The 16,285-nt window shown below is 65.2% G+C and carries 18 protein-coding genes and 4 pseudogenes; 6 read left to right on the top strand and 16 right to left on the bottom strand.

Annotated elements, in window-relative coordinates; translation table 11 throughout:
* The 5 genes and pseudogenes from IU450_RS41510 to IU450_RS35595 all read right to left on the bottom strand — a co-directional run.
* Positions 1–92: helix-turn-helix domain-containing protein (locus tag IU450_RS41510; protein ID WP_228835725.1), on the bottom strand; the 92-nt coding region annotated here is incomplete at its 3' end.
* Positions 52–279, bottom strand: a complete 228-nt coding sequence (locus tag IU450_RS35605) for a hypothetical protein (RefSeq protein WP_228835583.1) — start codon at positions 277–279, stop codon at positions 52–54. The genes IU450_RS41510 and IU450_RS35605, both read right to left, overlap by 41 nt.
* 74 nt (positions 280–353) lie before the next feature.
* Entirely contained in the window at positions 354–1,616 is a 1,263-nt protein-coding gene (locus IU450_RS35600) for a lipase family protein (RefSeq protein WP_195154095.1), read from the bottom strand.
* 375 nt (positions 1,617–1,991) lie between these two features.
* Entirely contained in the window at positions 1,992–2,147 is a 156-nt protein-coding gene (locus IU450_RS41505; RefSeq protein WP_416382936.1) for an IS3 family transposase, read from the bottom strand.
* A pseudogene (locus tag IU450_RS35595) lies at positions 2,128–2,334 on the bottom strand (IS3 family transposase); the annotation flags it as partial. The gene IU450_RS41505 and the pseudogene IU450_RS35595, both read right to left, overlap by 20 nt.
* A 132-nt stretch (positions 2,335–2,466) precedes the next feature.
* Between IU450_RS35595 and IU450_RS35590 the strand changes: the two are divergent.
* Positions 2,467–4,125, top strand: a complete 1,659-nt coding sequence (locus tag IU450_RS35590; RefSeq protein ID WP_195154094.1) for an IS4 family transposase — start codon at positions 2,467–2,469, stop codon at positions 4,123–4,125.
* Between the two features lie 13 nt (positions 4,126–4,138).
* Here IU450_RS35590 and IU450_RS41500 read toward each other — a convergent pair.
* Both IU450_RS41500 and IU450_RS41100 read right to left on the bottom strand, forming a co-directional pair.
* Positions 4,139–5,217: pseudogene (locus IU450_RS41500) on the bottom strand (IS3 family transposase); the annotation flags it as partial.
* 41 nt (positions 5,218–5,258) lie between these two features.
* Positions 5,259–5,798 (bottom strand): anthrone oxygenase family protein, encoded by a 540-nt coding sequence (locus IU450_RS41100; RefSeq protein WP_324197944.1) that lies wholly within the window; start codon positions 5,796–5,798, stop codon positions 5,259–5,261.
* Between the two features lie 235 nt (positions 5,799–6,033).
* On the opposite strand from IU450_RS41100, the gene IU450_RS35575 reads away from it, so the two are divergent.
* The 3 genes from IU450_RS35575 (at position 6,034) to IU450_RS35565 (ending at position 8,147) form a co-directional block, all read left to right on the top strand.
* Complete coding sequence (locus IU450_RS35575; protein WP_195154107.1) at positions 6,034–7,053, top strand: haloalkane dehalogenase; 1,020 nt, start codon at positions 6,034–6,036, stop codon at positions 7,051–7,053.
* A 109-nt stretch (positions 7,054–7,162) separates the two neighbouring features.
* The gene (locus IU450_RS35570; protein WP_195154093.1) at positions 7,163–7,417 is read left to right on the top strand and encodes a hypothetical protein; all 255 of its coding nucleotides are present in this window, start codon (positions 7,163–7,165) and stop codon (positions 7,415–7,417) included.
* Between the two features lie 247 nt (positions 7,418–7,664).
* Positions 7,665–8,147 (top strand): MarR family transcriptional regulator, encoded by a 483-nt coding sequence (locus IU450_RS35565; RefSeq protein ID WP_228835582.1) that lies wholly within the window; start codon positions 7,665–7,667, stop codon positions 8,145–8,147.
* A gap of 143 nt (positions 8,148–8,290) precedes the next feature.
* On the opposite strand, the gene IU450_RS35560 is transcribed toward IU450_RS35565, so the two are convergent.
* Together IU450_RS35560 and IU450_RS35555 are read right to left on the bottom strand one after the other, a co-directional pair.
* On the bottom strand, positions 8,291–9,025 hold the full coding sequence (locus tag IU450_RS35560; RefSeq protein WP_195154091.1) for an SDR family oxidoreductase: 735 nt from the start codon (positions 9,023–9,025) through the stop codon (positions 8,291–8,293).
* Positions 9,026–9,172: 147 nt separating this feature from the next.
* Entirely contained in the window at positions 9,173–9,676 is a 504-nt protein-coding gene (locus IU450_RS35555) for a MarR family winged helix-turn-helix transcriptional regulator (protein ID WP_083889934.1), read from the bottom strand.
* 46 nt (positions 9,677–9,722) lie between these two features.
* Between IU450_RS35555 and IU450_RS35550 the strand changes: the two genes are divergently transcribed.
* A complete protein-coding gene (locus tag IU450_RS35550; RefSeq protein ID WP_195154090.1) occupies positions 9,723–10,091 on the top strand; it encodes an antibiotic biosynthesis monooxygenase family protein in 369 nt (122 codons plus the stop codon).
* Positions 10,092–10,625: 534 nt separating this feature from the next.
* Here the strand turns inward: IU450_RS35550 and IU450_RS35545 are convergent.
* The 7 genes and pseudogenes from IU450_RS35545 to IU450_RS35515 form a co-directional block, all read right to left on the bottom strand.
* Positions 10,626–10,766, bottom strand: a pseudogene (locus tag IU450_RS35545) (IS256 family transposase); the annotation flags it as partial.
* Positions 10,767–10,775: 9 nt separating this feature from the next.
* Positions 10,776–11,966 (bottom strand): annotated as a pseudogene (locus IU450_RS35540) (IS30 family transposase).
* 286 nt (positions 11,967–12,252) lie between these two features.
* Complete coding sequence (locus IU450_RS35535; RefSeq protein WP_195154089.1) at positions 12,253–12,663, bottom strand: arsenate reductase ArsC; 411 nt, start codon at positions 12,661–12,663, stop codon at positions 12,253–12,255.
* A 15-nt stretch (positions 12,664–12,678) separates the two neighbouring features.
* Positions 12,679–13,350, bottom strand: coding sequence for an arsenate reductase ArsC (locus IU450_RS35530; protein ID WP_195154088.1), 672 nt, complete (start codon positions 13,348–13,350; stop codon positions 12,679–12,681).
* Between the two features lie 33 nt (positions 13,351–13,383).
* Positions 13,384–13,743: a low molecular weight phosphatase family protein gene (locus IU450_RS35525; protein WP_228835592.1), complete on the bottom strand. Its 360-nt coding sequence runs from the start codon at positions 13,741–13,743 to the stop codon at positions 13,384–13,386.
* A gap of 53 nt (positions 13,744–13,796) precedes the next feature.
* Positions 13,797–14,915, bottom strand: coding sequence for an ACR3 family arsenite efflux transporter (gene arsB, locus IU450_RS35520; RefSeq protein WP_195154087.1), 1,119 nt, complete (start codon positions 14,913–14,915; stop codon positions 13,797–13,799).
* The gene (locus tag IU450_RS35515) at positions 14,912–15,289 is read right to left on the bottom strand and encodes an ArsR/SmtB family transcription factor (RefSeq protein ID WP_195104329.1); all 378 of its coding nucleotides are present in this window, start codon (positions 15,287–15,289) and stop codon (positions 14,912–14,914) included. Before IU450_RS35515 ends, arsB begins: the two co-directional genes overlap by 4 nt.
* A 160-nt stretch (positions 15,290–15,449) precedes the next feature.
* On the opposite strand from IU450_RS35515, the gene IU450_RS35510 reads away from it, so the two are divergent.
* Positions 15,450–16,274 carry an AbiV family abortive infection protein gene (locus tag IU450_RS35510; RefSeq protein WP_195154086.1) on the top strand — a complete coding sequence of 275 codons (825 nt, stop codon included), beginning with the start codon at positions 15,450–15,452 and terminating at the stop codon, positions 16,272–16,274.
* Positions 16,275–16,285: the final 11 nt, after the last annotated feature.

Genomic DNA, 16,285 nt, shown 5'->3' with positions numbered 1-16,285 from the left:
GCCAACGGTGTCCATTTTGGGTCCAATGCCTCGAAACCATGCGCGTTGAAATCATGGATCACCTGCCGCACATACGATTCCGACACCTGCATCAGCTTCGCGATCAACCCGAACTGATTGATGCTGCACCGAGGCCATCACCACCACCGCCCGCCGCATCCGGATCGGCTGCTTGCTGCGCCGGGCGATCTGGGCCAGCTTGCGGCCTTCCTGCGGGGTCACCGCTCTGACGAACACATCCGGCTTCCGGGCCACCAGCACCACCTCCACCGGCAGCATCACCGCTTACCCGGCCGCGATCAACCCGCCACCCCGATGGCGGTTACAGCATCGACCTTCCCAGGCGCGGAACACTAGGCCGCCTTCTCCACCGGGTGACGTCCGAGTGAAGCGATCGGCGAACCGATCAGCGGCCGCCCGGTTGCGACCGCCAGCGCGGTACCGACAACCCCGATCAGTCCGCGCCGACTCGGCGCCGAAATGCTCGATGACAGCACGGTTCGCGTGCTCGGTGGCGCCAAGGGCTCGGCAGCGATGCGGTCGGACAACCAGCCCAGACTCAATGGGGTCGACAGCGGAAGCAACGTGAAGTGGTCACTCAAGCGGTCGCGTACGTAAGTGACGTGTGTGCCCGCGCCCCGGTATCGTTCGACCTGCTCGTCCACACTGCCGCAATGGATCACCTGATCATTGACCGGCTGCATCACCAGCAACGGGCACGCCGGGGCAGACAACCCCAACCGCAGATCATCGAGCACCGCACGAACCTTCGGCTCGGCGAGAATCTCGTCGAGCGGGCGTCGTAGATGGTCGTCAAAACTCTGCCCCGACATCCGCAGCAGCGCGACGATCGGCGGTAGCTTCTCGACGGCTGCCAGCAACGCCTGCCCCTCGGGCAAGATATCAGCATCGAGGGCAGCGTCGAGGTCCGGATAGAGCCGACGCAGTGCCGCCACGACCATCAGCGGAAAACCGGAGAATCGGCTTCCGTGCAGACGAAGGAACACCTCACCGGGATCGCCTACCGGTGCGCCAAGCACCGCACCGACCAGGTTCAACTCGGGCGCGTAACTCGGAGCCATCTCGGCGGCCCACGCGCTGGCCATGCCACCACCCGAGTACCCCCACAACGCGATCGCCGTTCGCGGATGCAGACCGAGCGGCGTGAACGACAGCGTTGCCCTTGCCCCATCCAAGCTGCGATAGCCCGGTTCCCGCGGCGCGCCGAAACTTCCCTTCATGCCACCGTGATCGGCGATACTGACCGCCCAACCACGACGGAGCGCATTCGCGATCAGGGGCCATTCGAGCCGGGTGATCGAACCCGGCGCCCGCGTATGGTGGCGCAACACGTAGGACGGCGCGCAACGCTCGGTCACCGAGTCGATCGCGGACTGGAACAACAACAGCGGGCGGTCCTGGTCCGGGACAGCCCCAGCGGGGAGCGCGACGGTTGTTATCGCGATCTCCGGCCGGCCGAACAGGTCATTGCTGCGGTAGGCCAATTGCCAGGCTTGGACCTGCTGCCGGACCGATCCGAACAGTGACAGTTCGACTCGCCTGCTCCGGATCAGCGAGCCCGGTGTGTAGGAGGCGATATCGGTGGGACAGCGCATGAAGGGGTCGAGAGAGAGGAGCTGCGGGACACCCCGGTGCGGTCCTGTAGTTCTCGGCCCTTGCGGATGATCAGTTTCTGACACGATTTCACGGGTCTTTCTGGGTTCGATAAACGAGCTGTGCGATATCAGAGCCCAGGTCCACAGACCTCATCTCACAAACGGCCGAAGGCGACCTTGCCCACTAAGAAGTCTAGGCAGCTCTCACTCACTTCGTGTGCCGCGGGACATCAATTGTGTTAGCTCACAACATGTTAGCGACGCAATTGTATCGCGACGCAGGTTCATCCACACGCCGGTCTCGCGTGTCCCTTCCGCACAACACGTGGACTTTCAAGGGAATGAACCGTCACGAGTTGGGGACCGGCTTCGGTTTCAGACCCGCGCCGGTCGGCGTGGTGGTTGTTGAGCGTAGTAGGTGGCTTCGTACTCGGCCGGGGTCAGGTAGTCCAAGCGGGAATGCAGGCGGGCGTTGTTGTACCAGTTGAATCGCCCCGGCGAGTCCGGAGACCTATTGGTGTGACAGCCCAGCGGATGGCTGGGCAGGGTTTTGAGCGTAGTAGGCGGCCTCCATATCGGCGGGTGGGATGTCGCCGCAGTACCGGTAGAGCCGCCGGTGGTTGAACCAGTCCACCCATTCCGCAGTGGCGAACTCGACGTGATCGACACTGCGCCACGGGCCGCGCGGCTTGATCAGTTCGGTCTTGTAGAGGCAATGCCGCGTAGTTAAGCCGTTGGTAGGCAGGTCAACTCGGGTGTTTCCTAAGGTGGGTGTCGGGGAAGTAAGGCAACGGGACCTCTGCTATTGCAGAGAAGCCGTCCAAGGTCTTCCTGCATCCGAGAGGTCCCGTTGCCCTCCCAGTCTGTCACTACGACGCTCACCCGCACCATTACCGTGGCCGGAGGAATCTTCGCGCCCGGTCACCTCGGGGAGCTCACGCAGTACCTGCCGTTCGAGTTGATCGATGACGTTCTCACCCGGACCCGGACGGTGCAGCGGCGCACCCGCTTGCTGCCCTCGCGCGTCGGGGTGTATTTCGTTCTGGCTCTGGCTGTTTTCCCGACGCTGGGCTATGAGCGAGTCTGGGAGAAGCTGATCGCCGGGCTGGGATCGCTACTCCCTCGCAGGCCCTCGGAGAAGGGACTGCGGGATCTTCGCCGGCGGCTGGGAGCGGCACCGTTGAGGGCGCTGTTCGAGGTCGTGGCAGGCCCGCTGGCGCAGCCCGCCACCCCGGGTGTGTGCTATCGGCATTGGCGCACCGTGGCTTTCGACGGCTGCGGTTCGCTGCAGGCTCCAGACCAGGACCGGATCCGGATGCGGCTGGGCAAGTTCACTCGATACCGCGGCGGCACCGAGGGATACCCGCATCTGCGGATCCTGACCTTGTGTGAGACCGGGACCCGCGGTCTGCTAGGCGCGGTCTTCGGCTCGATCAAGCGTAGTGAGACCGACTACGCCGCCAGTTTGGTGCCGCTGTTGAACGACACGATGCTGTTGCTGGCCGACCGCAACTTCGGTGGTGATGACATTCTCACCCGCGTCGCGGCCTCCGGTGCCCAGCTCGTGGTCCGGCTCAGCTCTCGCCGTCGTCCGGCCGTGTGGGCCACGCTGCCCGATGGATCGGTTCTGACCAGGATCAATGGTTACCGCTTCCGCATCATCGATATCCAGATCACCGCCACCTGCGCCGACGGATCCCGCGTGGGTGACCGCTACCGGATCATCACCACCTTGCTCGACCACCGCACCGATCCATCGATCCAGATCGCCCGTCTCTACCATGAGCGTTGGGAGATCGAATCGGCATTCTTCGCACTGCGCCACACCATGTTTCGCGGACGCGTTCTGCGTTCGACCGATCCTGTCGGCCTCGAGCAGGAGATGTGGGCCGCGCTGACGATTTATCAGACGTTGCGCCGCGCCATGTGTGACGCCGTGGAGACCGCTCCGGGAACCGACCCCGACCGGGCAAGCTTCACCGTGGCCATGACCGCCGCCATCAACCAGATCATCACCGCAACCAACATCACCAGCAACGACTCACCCGAAAACGCGATCGCCCGAGCGGTTTTGGAGAACCTCCTGCCCGCCCGCCGTCCGCGCATCAGCGCTCGCAAGGTCAAATGCCCCATGTCCCGCTACGGGACCGCGCTCACCGGCAACCGCCCTACCAAGAGCCAAGCCGTCATCCGGCTGGAACTCTGCGCGCTCACCGACCCACAACAGACCGAAGCGTCCGAACACCCCGCAAGCGCTGCCGACCCGGGCCACCGCCAGCAAGTGTTGCAGCTCCTGCGGACCGACCCCGACCGCGACTGGACCCCCAGCGAAATCGCCCAAGAGCTGAAACACGTTCGCTACCGCAGCCTTTGCAGCCAAATAGGCCGATGGACCGACCAAGGGTTCCTCGACTGGATCGGTCGTGGACGCTACCGCCTCAACCACCAATGGCTGGCACCGCAACCACCACAGCCAGACGGCGACTCGACAACCGACCCCACCGCTTAACTACGTGGCATTGCTTGTAGAGGCCGTTGATCGTTTCGGCGAGAGCATTGTCGAAGCTCGATCCCACCGCCCCCACGCTGGGCTGGATCCCGGCCTCGGCGAGACGTTCGGTGAAGGCAATCGAAGTATACTGAGAACCTCTATCAGTACGGTGCACAACATTTTTCACATCCCGTCCCGCTCTTTCGCGGGTCCAGATCGCGTGCTCGATCGCGTCGAGGACCAGGCTGGTGGTCATCGTGGTGCCGGTGCGCCAGCCGATGATCCGCCGGGCGTAGGCGTCGATCACGAACGCCACGTAGACCCAGCCGGACCAGGTCGACACGTAGGTGATATCGGCAACCCAGACATGGTTCGGCGCTGTCGGCGCGAACCGGCGGTGCACCAGATCCGCAGGCCGTTCAGCCGCCGGATCGGCGATCGTGGTGCGCTTGACCCGGCCGCGCCGCACTCCGCGCAGGTGAAGCTCCCGCATCAGGCGTTCAATCGTGCAGCGGGCGACCCGATGGCCTTCCCGGTTCAGCTGCAGCCATACCTTGCGGGCGCCGTAGACACCGAAGTTCTCACGATGAACCCGCACGATCTGCGGTTTCAGTTTCTCATCGCGGACCTGACGTCTCGTGGGTACTCGCTTGCGATGTTCGTAATATGTTGAGGGAGCGGCTTTCACGCCGAGCTCGCAGAGCCCGGCGCAGATCGACTCGACGCTCCACCGAAGCCCGCCGCCCTCGCGGCGGCCTTGGTGTTCGGTGATGAACCTCGTAATCAGCGCTGCGGCCGGTCGATCTCGGCGGCGAAGAAAGCCGACGCCGCCTTCAGAATCGCGTTGGCCCGCTTGAGCTCTGCGTTCTCCCGTCGCAATCGCTTCAACTCCGCGGACTCCTCGCTGGTCACCCCCGCCCTGGCGCCGGCGTCGACCTGGTCCTGGCGAACCCATTTGCGGACCGTTTCCGCGGTCCCCACCCCGAGCAGGTCAGCGACCGCGCCGATCGCGGCCCATTCCGACTCGTACTGCTCACGAACCTCCGCGACCATGCGGACAGCCCTCTCACGCAGCTCCGGCGGGTACTTCTTCGAACTCACGGACTTCATCCTTCCTCAACAGATGAAGTCTCCCGACCCGCCGGGGCGATTCAGGATTCGGTGATGAACGGCCGCTGAGTTCGGGTGCCGACGGTCTCGGCGAAGACGACGCAGCCGAACGCGATTACGGCGGCGGCGGTGCGGGCGGTGTGGGCGAGCTGCCAGCGATCGCGGATGTCCGCCCAGTTCTGCGGGGGCGCGGTGATCAGCCAGTCGCGCTGATCGGCGTTGATGGGCAGGTTGACGAGGGCGGTCACGATCACGATCAGCGCGAGGAGCAGCAACGCGACCGCGACCAGCCGGCGACCTGCGGTGCTGGTCCGGTGGTACAGCACCGTCACGGTGGCGGTGGCGATGATGGCGGGCACGAGGGTGACGGTCGCGAGTACGTCCATGGCGATCAGCTCGACGTGGCGGACCTGCGTGTACACCGCACCGTCGGTATCGCCCATCGATAGCTCCAATACGAGCACGGTGATCAGGAATCCGGCGAACATCCCCGCGAACACCAGACTCGCGAATCGTGCCGAGGCGAGCAGGGTGCCGCGGCTGCGCAGGCTGGGCCGGAGGGATTCAGACGAGGGCGACACGAACTGCCCCTCCCTGCTCGCTGTCCGAAACGAGATACCGAATTGCCATGTGCGACTGATCCTTTCGCCACTTTCTTCGGAAGTGAGTGGTGCCCGACTCCCGAAGACCACTACTACGACAGCACGATTATATGATATCAATACATTATTGGAACCATAGTTGGCCGGGTCTCGGCCCGGCCGCTCCCCCGCCCGATCGAGAGGAGACACGATGGGCATCGGCACCGACCGTGCGATGACCGTGCTGCGCACGCCGGAGGCGCGATTCGACGATCTGCCCGGTTACCCGTTCCCGCCGCGCTACACGGAGGTCGCCGCGGGCGACGGGGCCGGTACCCGGCTGCGGCTGCACTATGTCGACGAACGACCGGGCGATGCGGCGGAGGACTCCGGTGAGACGGTGCTGCTGTTGCACGGCGAGCCGTCGTGGAGCTTCCTGTACCGGCATGTGGTTCCGCCCCTGGTGCGGGCCGGGCATCGCTGTGTCGCGCCGGACCTGATCGGCTTCGGCAGGTCGGACAAACCCGCCGACCGTTTCGCGCACACCTATCAGGCGCAGGTAGACTGGTTGAGCGAGGCGATGGCCCGCCTGGAGCTACGGGATATCACCCTCGTGTGCCAGGACTGGGGCGGCCTGCTGGGATTTCGGTTGGTGGCCGAGCAGCCCGACCGGTTCCGGCGGGTGGTTGCGACGAATACCTTCTTCCCCACCGGCGACCAGGACCTCGGCCATTCGTACGCGGTCTGGCTGCAGCTCAGCCAGCGAGCCCACCCGTTCGATATCGGGCAGGTGGTCGATCGTGGCACGGTCACCGACCTCGATCCGCAGGTGCGCGCGGCCTACAACGCCCCGTTCCCCGACGAGTCGTATCTCGCCGGACCGCGACAGCTTCCGCTGCTGGTACCGATCTCGCGTCTCGACGACGCCGCCCCGGCCAACCGCGACGCGTGGGCCGCACTCGCGACATTGCAGTTGCCGGTGCTGTGCGCGTTCAGCGACCGCGATTATGGCGTCGGAAACGGAGATGTGCTGTTGCGCAACCACATTCCCGGTGCAGCCGGGCAGCCGCACACCACGATCACCGGTGCCGGTCACTTCCTACAAGAGGACCGGGGCCCCGAACTCGCGAGGCTGATCGACGAGTTCATCCGCGCGACCAGCGGCACCGGGTTGCCGACCCGCCGCGACGAAGCCGACGGCGAACTCGGGACCCGACCGAGGGAGGTGGTGACGGAACCACGGTCTCGCCGCTGAGAGAAACGCGCGGGACTCGAAACACATCCGAACGGGCCACTCATGTGCCCGAATCCGGCTCGCGGGCCGTGTCAGGACCGGCGGGCGTGACCATTGAATGGAGTTTGACATGCGAAAGTTCTCTCTGGTGATCGCAGCGGCAGCGGCGTCGGCCGCCCTGTCCGGCCTCGGCGCCGGTTCGGCCGCCGCGACGATCACCTCGCCCGACCGCCACGCTGATTACCACGCCGTCGGCGGCAATTGTGCCGACATGTATCAGAAGGCCATCGCGCTGTGCGACCTCAACCACAAGAGCAACGACCAACGAGCACAGTGCTACAAGTGGGCACAGGCCGACTACCAGAAGTGCATGTCAAGTCGATAAGCCGTCGCACTGCGGCAGCACTGCACGCCACCTCCCGAAACAGGTGGCGTGCAGTGCGAGCGAATGGTGACACCCGAGGCCGTCAGACGACGATGGAAAGCCACGGTCCGCCCGATCCGACCGGGCGGCCCGGCGCACCGCCGAAACCGTCGCGCACCGGTACGGCATCGACCGGCCGATGCCAGCCGTTCGTATAATACGAGACTCATATCGTATTTCGGGCGCTGGAGAAAGGGCGAGGATGGCGATGGACCGGGCGAGGTCGCGGGGTCACCGGAAGCTGACCGTGGAGGTCAAGGATGCCTTGCGGGACTTGAACATCCAGATGGCGTTGCTCAACCGGCGATTCAGCGGGCGGGCAGAGTTACGCGACGTGGACATGACCTGCCTCGACCTGATCAACCGGCACGGGCCGATGTCCCCCACGGAGCTGTCGCGCCGCGCCGGCCTGCACCCGGCCACCTTGACCGGCATCCTGGACCGCCTGCAAAAAGGGGGCTGGGTTGTGCGGGAGCGTGACCCGGACGCCGACGATCGCCGCGCGGTCACGTTACGGGCCGTCCGCGAACGCAATTCCGTCCTGTTCGACATCTTCTCCGGCATGAACAAGCGCATGGACGAGCTGTGCCGCAGCTATTCCGACGCCGAACTCGAAGTGATCGCCGATTTCCTGCGGCGCACCGGCAACGCAGGGCAGCAATCCGCCGAAGAACTGGCACTGGACAACTGACGTCGAGCCATCTGGTGCTCGAAGTGGCCGGGAGAAATTGGCGGTCCGCCGATGAGGCGAGCATTTCCCCCTTCCGCCGACAGCGCCCAGGTCTCCCCGGACGCCGAACGGGCCGCGAGAACCTCTCCCCGGGCGCCGCGGACTCAGGCGGTGAGCCCGCCGTCCGCGGCGATGCTCTGGCCGGTGACCCAGCGTGCAGCAGGAGAGGCCAGGAACCCGACAACCTCGGCGATATCGTCCGGCTCGCCCAGCCGGCCTAGGGGCGTACGGGCGACGCGTTCTGCCAGCACGTCCCGAATGCCTTGCGTGGCATCGGTATTGGTCGGTCCCGGCAGAACACTGTTGACGGTGATCTGACGCGGTCCGACCTCGCGGGCGAACGCGCGGACCAGCTGTTCGCCTGCCGCCTTGCTCGCCGCATACAGAGGCATGAACGGATCGCTGGCGCGGGTGGCCGAGGAGGAGATGTACACGATACGGCCGCCGTCGCGTATCCGGCGGGCAGCATGCCGGAAACCGGAGAACGCCGCCTGTGAGTTGGCGGCGAACGTCCGCGCGTAGTCCTCGTCGGCCGCCGTCGCGATCGGCCCCGCCGCATACCCATACGCGTTGTGCACGAAGACATCCAGCCCGCCGCGCCACCGTTCGGCGGTGTCGAACAGCGACTCGAGCTGGCCGGGGTCGGTGACGTCCGCGGGCACGACGAGCGCCTGCCCACCGGCCGCCTCGACCGTGGCGGCCACGTCTTCGGCGGCCGCGGCATTGGTGCGGTAATTGATCACCACCTTCACCCCGTCGGCGGCCAGGCGCAGCGCGATCGCGCGGCCGATGCTGCGCCCGCTGCCGGTGATGACGGCGACTCGGTCGGTGTGTGCCATGACAATCTCCTCGGTTGATCCGACAGCAGGAATCCGCGCGCGTGGTCGACACAGCGGGGAGCCGGTCGCGGGACGGTGTTCTCCACGTCCGACGCTCGGCCACAGCCGGATAATGTATCTAGTTCATATAATATCTATCACATATCTCTATCTGGAGCTAGGTGCAGGAGCGCTGCGAGCGGCACGTCGCCGACGCTGCAGACCGGGATGCGCCCCCCGCGGTAACCCTGCCTGCGCGGAGGTACGACGAAGGAGCTGGATCAACTGCGCACGCTCGGCGCCGTCGAGGGGTGCGAGGATTTCCCCCTCGAGGGCCTCGGCCTCGGCCGTCGCCGCCGCCAGCAGCACGTGCGCCTGCTCGGTTAGGTGGACCGCATGGGCACGACGATCGGCCGGGTGCGGGCGCCGCTGTATCAGGCCCCTCCCTTCGAGCTCGTCGATGAGGCCGACCATCGCGTTGCGGTGCACTTTCAGCAGGTCGGCGAGTTCCTGCTGACTGCGCCCGTCACCGCCCGCAAGGTGCGTCAGGATCCCGAAATGGGCCGGCTCGACCCCGAGCGGGGCGAGCCGCTCGGTGAATCTGCGCGAGACATGATGGCCGATCTGGGACAGCAGGAAGGCGCCGCGATCGTCCAATGGTTGATTCAACACGCACGAAGTATAGCAATTTAAGAAGACTGTCTTCTAAGATGACAATATGACCTTGCCTACCGGACATGCCGCAGCCGGCACCGACCAGCCCGTGACTCTGATCAACGCCTTCTCAGTGCCGATGTCGCAGAAAGACCGATTCCTCGACCGCTGGAAGGACAATGCGCGGTGCATGGCGTCAGCGCCGGGGTTCATCCAGGCCCGCATGCTCCAAGCCGTCAGCGACAAGGCGGAACTGACCTTCGTCAACGTGGCAGAATGGGAAACCGGCACCGCGCTGGACGCGGTGCGCACCGACCCGCAGTGGCAGCAATCGATCCGGCGGATGATCGACGACCCCGACCTGGACGTCGTCGCGCGGCCGATGGTCTACCGGTCCGCGATCGACGTGCCGCCCGGCGACACGCTCCCATGACCGATCGACAACCGAGTTCCCTGCTTCGCGGCGGTCGACCATGGCCGGCTACCACGACAAGCCCGCCGACACGGCTAGTGTCCTCAACAGCGACGGCTGGCTGCACACCAACGACATGACCCGGGTCGACACCGAGGCTCGATCTTCCTGCGTGGCCGGGCCACCGAGATGTTCGTCCAGGGCGGATCCAACATCTACCCGATCGAAGTCGAGAACATCCTCGTCTCCCACGCCGGTGTCGCCATGGCCGCAGGCATCGGGATACCCGACCCGTCCTCGGCGAGATCGGCCGCCACTACGTCGTACTCACCCCGAACACCGACACCATCGCAGACGATCTGAAGCGCTACTACGCCGGCAAGATCGCCGACTACAAGGTGCCCCCGAGCAGATCATCCTCCGAAGAGAACTTCCCACCACCCCCTCCGGAAAGGTCCACAAGGCCGAACTCCGCACCATCGACCACGACAGCCAGCCGACGATTACCCCATCAGGGGAGTATCGGGTAAACGGCGGATCTGACCCCGGTGTGGGTTAGTTTCCGGTCGGGGTGATCCGGCCTTCGAAGGTGATAGCGAACGCGTTGAGTGCGGGCTTCCACCTCATCGCCCATCGTGCGTTGCCGCATCCGGTGGGGTCCAGGGATCGGGTCACCAGATACAGGCACTTCAGAGCGGGGTGGATTCAACTGGCCAACGCAACACCGGGTGGATTGCTGTCTGGTTCTGAGAGTAGCTGCTCGAGTGTTTCGGCAGGGCTGCGCCAGCCGAGACGTTTGCGGGGCCGGTTGTTGAGTTCGGCGGCGACAAACTCGAGGTAGTCCGGGTGGTAGCCGGACAGGTCGGTGAACTTCGGAAAATACTGCCGGAGCAGACCGTTCGTGTTCTCGTTCAAGCCGCGCTGCCACGGTGAGTGCGGGTCGCAGAAGTAGATGTCGAGACCGGTCGCGGCGGCGATCTGGATGTGATTGGCCCATCTGTTGGCCTTGGTCCCAGGTCAACGTCCGACGCAAAGTCCGCGGCAGCGTCGACATCGTCGTCGTTATCGCTTCCTGGACGTCGAGGGCCTTGTGGGTGTTCGGTAAATGCAACAACACGACGAATCCGGTCGCGCGCTCGACGAGCGTGCCGATGGCGGAGCCGTTCCCGGCCCCGGTAATGAGATCGCCCTCCCAGTGCCCCGGCACTGTCCGGTCCTCGACTTCGGCGGGCCGTTGACTGATCGAGACCGCGCCTGCATGCCGACTTCGACGCTCGTCGGGCTTCCGGTGCGGCCTGCGCAGCGCACGTCCGGTTCGCAAGCACTGTGCCAGTTCACGTTGGAGCGCCTCACGTTTCCGAACGTAGAGCGACTGATAGATCGTCTCGTGGGACACCCGCATACGTGGATCGTCGGGGAAATCGATCAGCAGTCGACGGCTGATCTGCTCGGGGCTGTGCTTCAACAGCAACTGCCGCTCGACATAGGCACCCAGCAGAGAATCGCGGCGAAGCAACGCGACCTTGGGACGGCGGGCGCGCTTGTCGGCGAGTGCCTGAGCAACAGTCGCCCGGTAACCGGTCTTCGGTCGTCGAGTGCCACGGGCGAGCTCGCGGCTGACGGTCGAGGCAGACCTTCCGATGGACCTGGCGATCGCTCGCACGCTCTCGCCGGCCGCTCGGCGAACGACAGTCGGGCCGGGCGAGTCGATTGCTCACACCATTGTGGCGGCATCACTCCGCCAGCCTCGCGGAACCACCGCCAGCCGACCGTCTTCGACACACCAACCGACGCGGCCGCGGTGTCGATGATCTCGCCCTCACGGATCCATGCCCAGAACGAACGCTGAACCTCGACCGATATCGCGGGACGTCCCAACATGAACCCCCACGTCATGAAGGGTGTTGCGTTGACCTCTTGAACCTAGGAAGGCTTGCGATTCGGTAAACCGCCGCCCGTGACCCCATGGTCGTACTCGGAACTCGCTTGGTCGGAAAGAAATAACACCAGCTCGGCAGCACGCGCGAGGGAAGCGATGAACCAGGAACGGACATGACAGTCTCCTGACGACCTGTCCGCCGATTCTCCCGCACCCAGGTTACCGGAACGACGGCTCCGCCGCCGTTGCCTCGGGCGCGCTCTCGTAGACGCCAGATGCACTGATCGTGTCGATGTCCTCAGTTCAAGCGCGCGCAGGCAGCAGTTCGGCGACGAGTTCCTCGACACGGACCTTGATCTCGTCGCGTATCGGGCGCACCGACTCGACGCCTTTGCCTGCGGGGTCCTCGAGTACCCAGTCGCGGTAGCTGACTCCGGGGAAGACTGGGCAGGTGTCGCCGCAGCCCATGGTGATGACGACGTCGGAGGCTTCGACGGCGTCGAAGGTGAGGATTTTGGGTGACTGGTCGGAGATGTCGATGCCGACCTCGCGCATGGCTTCGACCGCGGCGGCGTTGATGGACTCGGCGGGCGCGCTGCCTGCGGAGCGGACTTCGATGGCGTCTCCGGCGAGGTGGGTGAGGAATCCGGCGGCCATCTGGGAGCGTCCGGCGTTGTGGACGCAGACGAACAAGACGCTGGGCTTGGATGCCATGAGCGAGTTGGCCTTTCAGCTGGTGGAGATGTCGAGTTCGGCAAGCAGGTGGCGGACGCGGGTTTCGATTTCCTCGCGGATGGGGCGGATGGCGGCGACGTCGAGTCCGGCGGGGTCGTCGAGGTCCCATTCCTCATACCGGCGGCCCGGGTAGAGGGGGCAGGCATCCCCGCAGCCCATGGTGATGATCACGTCGGCTGCCTGCAAGATTTCCTCGGTCCATGGCTTCGGGAATTCGGTGGTGATGTCGATGCCGACCTCGGCCATGGCTTCGACAGCGGCGGGGTTGATCTGCTCGCCGGGTTCGCTGCCGCCGGACCAGGCGACGGCGTTGTCTGCGGCGAGGTGGGTGAAGAATCCCAGCGCCATCTGCGAGCGTCCGGCGTTGTGGGTGCACAGGAACAGCACGGTGGGTTTGCCGGTGTGGGCTTTGCCTTCGACCTTGGCGAGGGCGTTGAGGCGTTGGCGGGCGAAGCGTTCGGCCAGTAGCGGTAGGAAGTTCATGACGGTGGCGCGGCCGGCGAATTGGTCGTAGGAGGAGTGCAGGAACCGTTCGATGGTCTCGACGCCGAAGGTGCCGTCGAATTCTCGCTGCAGGCGGGAGGCGGCGGTTTTGAGGGCGAGTTGCTGGTCGATGGTCAGGTCGTCACGAACGTAGGTGGCGTGGGCGAGGGGGCTGTCGCTCATAGCGGTGTTCCGATGCTGAGTGGTTTGACAGGGTCAGACGGAGGGCTGGAGCTCGGTGAGCAGGTGCTGCACACGGGTGTCGATGTCGTCACGGATCAGGCGCATGCGTTCGAGGCCGTCGATGCCGCGTTCGGAGGGTTCGTCGGTGTCCCAGTTCACGATCGGTACCCCGTCGACGGGATCGACGTGCGCTTCGCGGCCCAAGGTGACGACGAGGTCGACCGCGCGCAGCAGTCGCGGGTCGATCGGTTTCGGGGTTTCCTCGCGGATGTCGACGCCGACCTCCAGCAGCGACTGCACCGATAACGCGTTGAGGCTGTTGCCGGGGGCGGTGCCCGCGGAGTACACCTCGATGCGTCCTTCGGCGGCGTGGCGCATCAGTCCGGCGGCCATCTGGGACTCACCGCCGTTCTTGACGCACACGAACAGCACCGCAGGTCTCGTGCTCACCGCTCCAGCGCCTTTTCCGTCGCTTGGTCGGCCGGTGTCGGCGTGGCGGGGCTGGTGGTGCGGAAGCGTGTGCGCAGCGCCAGTGAGACGTACACCAGGCCCACGAGGACGGGGACTTCGATGAGGGGGCCGACGACTCCGGCGAGTGCTTGGCCGGAGGTGGCGCCGTAGGTGGCGATGGCGACGGCGATGGCGAGTTCGAAGTTGTTGCCCGCGGCGGTGAAAGCGAGGGTGGTGGTGCGGGCGTAGCCGAGGCCGAGGGCCGCGCCCAGGAGGTAGCCGCCGCCCCACATGATCGCGAAGTAGACCAGCAACGGGACCGCGATCCGCACCACATCCAGCGGCTGAGAGGTGATCTGCTTACCCTGCAGCGCGAACAGGATCACGATGGTGAACAGCAGCCCGTACAGCGCCCACGGCCCGATCCGCGGCAGCAGCGTGGATTCATACCAGTCGCGGCCCTTGGCGCGTTCGCCGAGGCGGCGGGTTAAATAGCCCGCCAGCAGCGGGATACCGAGGAAGATCAGCACCGACTTCGCGATCTGCCACGGCGAGGTATCGATCGTGGTCTGCTCCAGACCGAGCCAGCCGGGCAGCACCGACAGATAGAACCAGCCCAACACCGCGAACATGAGCACCTGGAACACCGAATTCAGTGCCACCAGCACGGCGGCGGCCTCACGGTCTCCGCAGGCCAGATCGTTCCAGATGATGACCATCGCGATGCAGCGCGCCAACCCGACGATGATCAACCCGGTGCGGTACTCCGGCAGATCCGGCAGCAGCAACCACGCCAGCGCGAACATCAACGCCGGGCCCAGCACCCAGTTCAGGACGAGGGAGCCGAGCAGCAGGCCGCGGTCGCCGGTGACGGAGTCGAGGCGGTCGTAGCGGACCTTCGCCAGCACCGGATACATCATGATCAACAAGCCGATCGCGATCGGCAGCGAGATGCCGTCGATCTCCACCGCGCTCACCGCATCCCCGAGACCGGGAACGACCCGGCCGAGCAGCAGGCCAGCGGCCATGGCGACACCGATCCACACCGGCAGGAACCGATCCAGGGTCGACAGCTTGCCGACGACAGCAGTCTCGGGTTCGGTCCGCACGCTCACGCGCCCACCGCCAACGCGCCGCCGCTGTTGACCAGCAGCACATGCGAAAGGCGCTGCAACGCTTCGGGAACCACGCGGTAGTACACCCATGAGGCCCGGCGCTCGCTGGTCAACAGCCCGGCCTCACGCAGCACTTTCAAGTGATGGGAGATTGTCGGCTGAGAAACATCGATGCCTTCGGACAGGTCACACACGCAGGCTTCCTGGTTGGCGCGGGAAGCGACCACGCTCAGCAGCCGCAGCCGCACCGGATCCGACAGCGCCTTGAACACGCCCGCCAGATCGGCGGCGGCCTGCGCGGTCAGTGGCTCTCGCACCAACGGCGCGGCAGTGCACGCCTGGACCGGCGTCAACGGCAACTGAGACTTAGACATGCATCGATATTGACAGATATGGAATCAGTGGCCAAGCGAACATCTGGTGAATGCCGGTCGGCGACCGGTTGTGACACCCCGTCCGAGGCGGGATCACGGTGGTCGGCCAGCGGTACGGAAACCGGATGACGTGGTCGGTGCGTGGCCTCACACTGGTCCGATGCCCACGCCCCGTCTATCGGACCTCACTCCCACGCAGGTGGTGCAGGTGCAGGATGCCCTGCTGCGGAACGCCGACAACCTACTGAACTCGGCCATCGCCGTGCTCGAGCTGGGCAACGCTGGTTTGGCCCGATCGCTGGCCATTCTCGCCCTGGAGGAGTCCGGTAAGGCGATCGCGATACACCAGCGGCGCGTCGAAATGGCCTACGAACCGGAGGGCACACCCTTCGTGAACCAGCCTCTTCGACAGTTGTGGGGACGGCGCGAGGAGAAGTTGCGCCGCGTGCACAGGCTCCTGGTCCAGGAGGACTACTGGTTCGATGTCGCACCTCCCGACCCTGATGCCAACCTTGCGATCCTCGGAACTATCGAAGAATGGTCGAAGAACCAGAACGTGGTGAAGCAGAAAGGTTTCTACGTCGATGTCGAGGAAGGCGTGATCGTGTCGCCCTCCGACGAGGTGGACGAGCAAGGCCTGCGGGACATCATCGGTCGTGTTCATCAAATCGGTTGGCAACTGCGCCTCGGTGAGCACATCGAAGCCAAACAGCAGGCCGAATGCGCCGAGCCGACCCCGCCGGCGTCCCCGGAGAACATCGAGGCGATCCGGAAGCTGCTCATGAACGCGATGGGTAATGACGGCTTCGACGAAACGACGCTCGACGTTCTGCGTCACGGCGGGCCCGGAATGACACTGAACAACGAGGCCTACCGGTTGCATCTGCCCTCGCCGGGGTCCGACCCGTTCGAGAGCATGGGCAAGCCAGGCTACGAGGCACGAACCCCTCCTGATGAGAAGGCATGGCCGGATGACCTTCCATGACCGGCCGCGGT

This window comes from Nocardia abscessus (assembly GCF_015477775.1).
Classification (GTDB): domain Bacteria; phylum Actinomycetota; class Actinomycetes; order Mycobacteriales; family Mycobacteriaceae; genus Nocardia; species Nocardia abscessus_A.
This window is presented reverse-complemented; position numbering and strand designations above follow the sequence as displayed.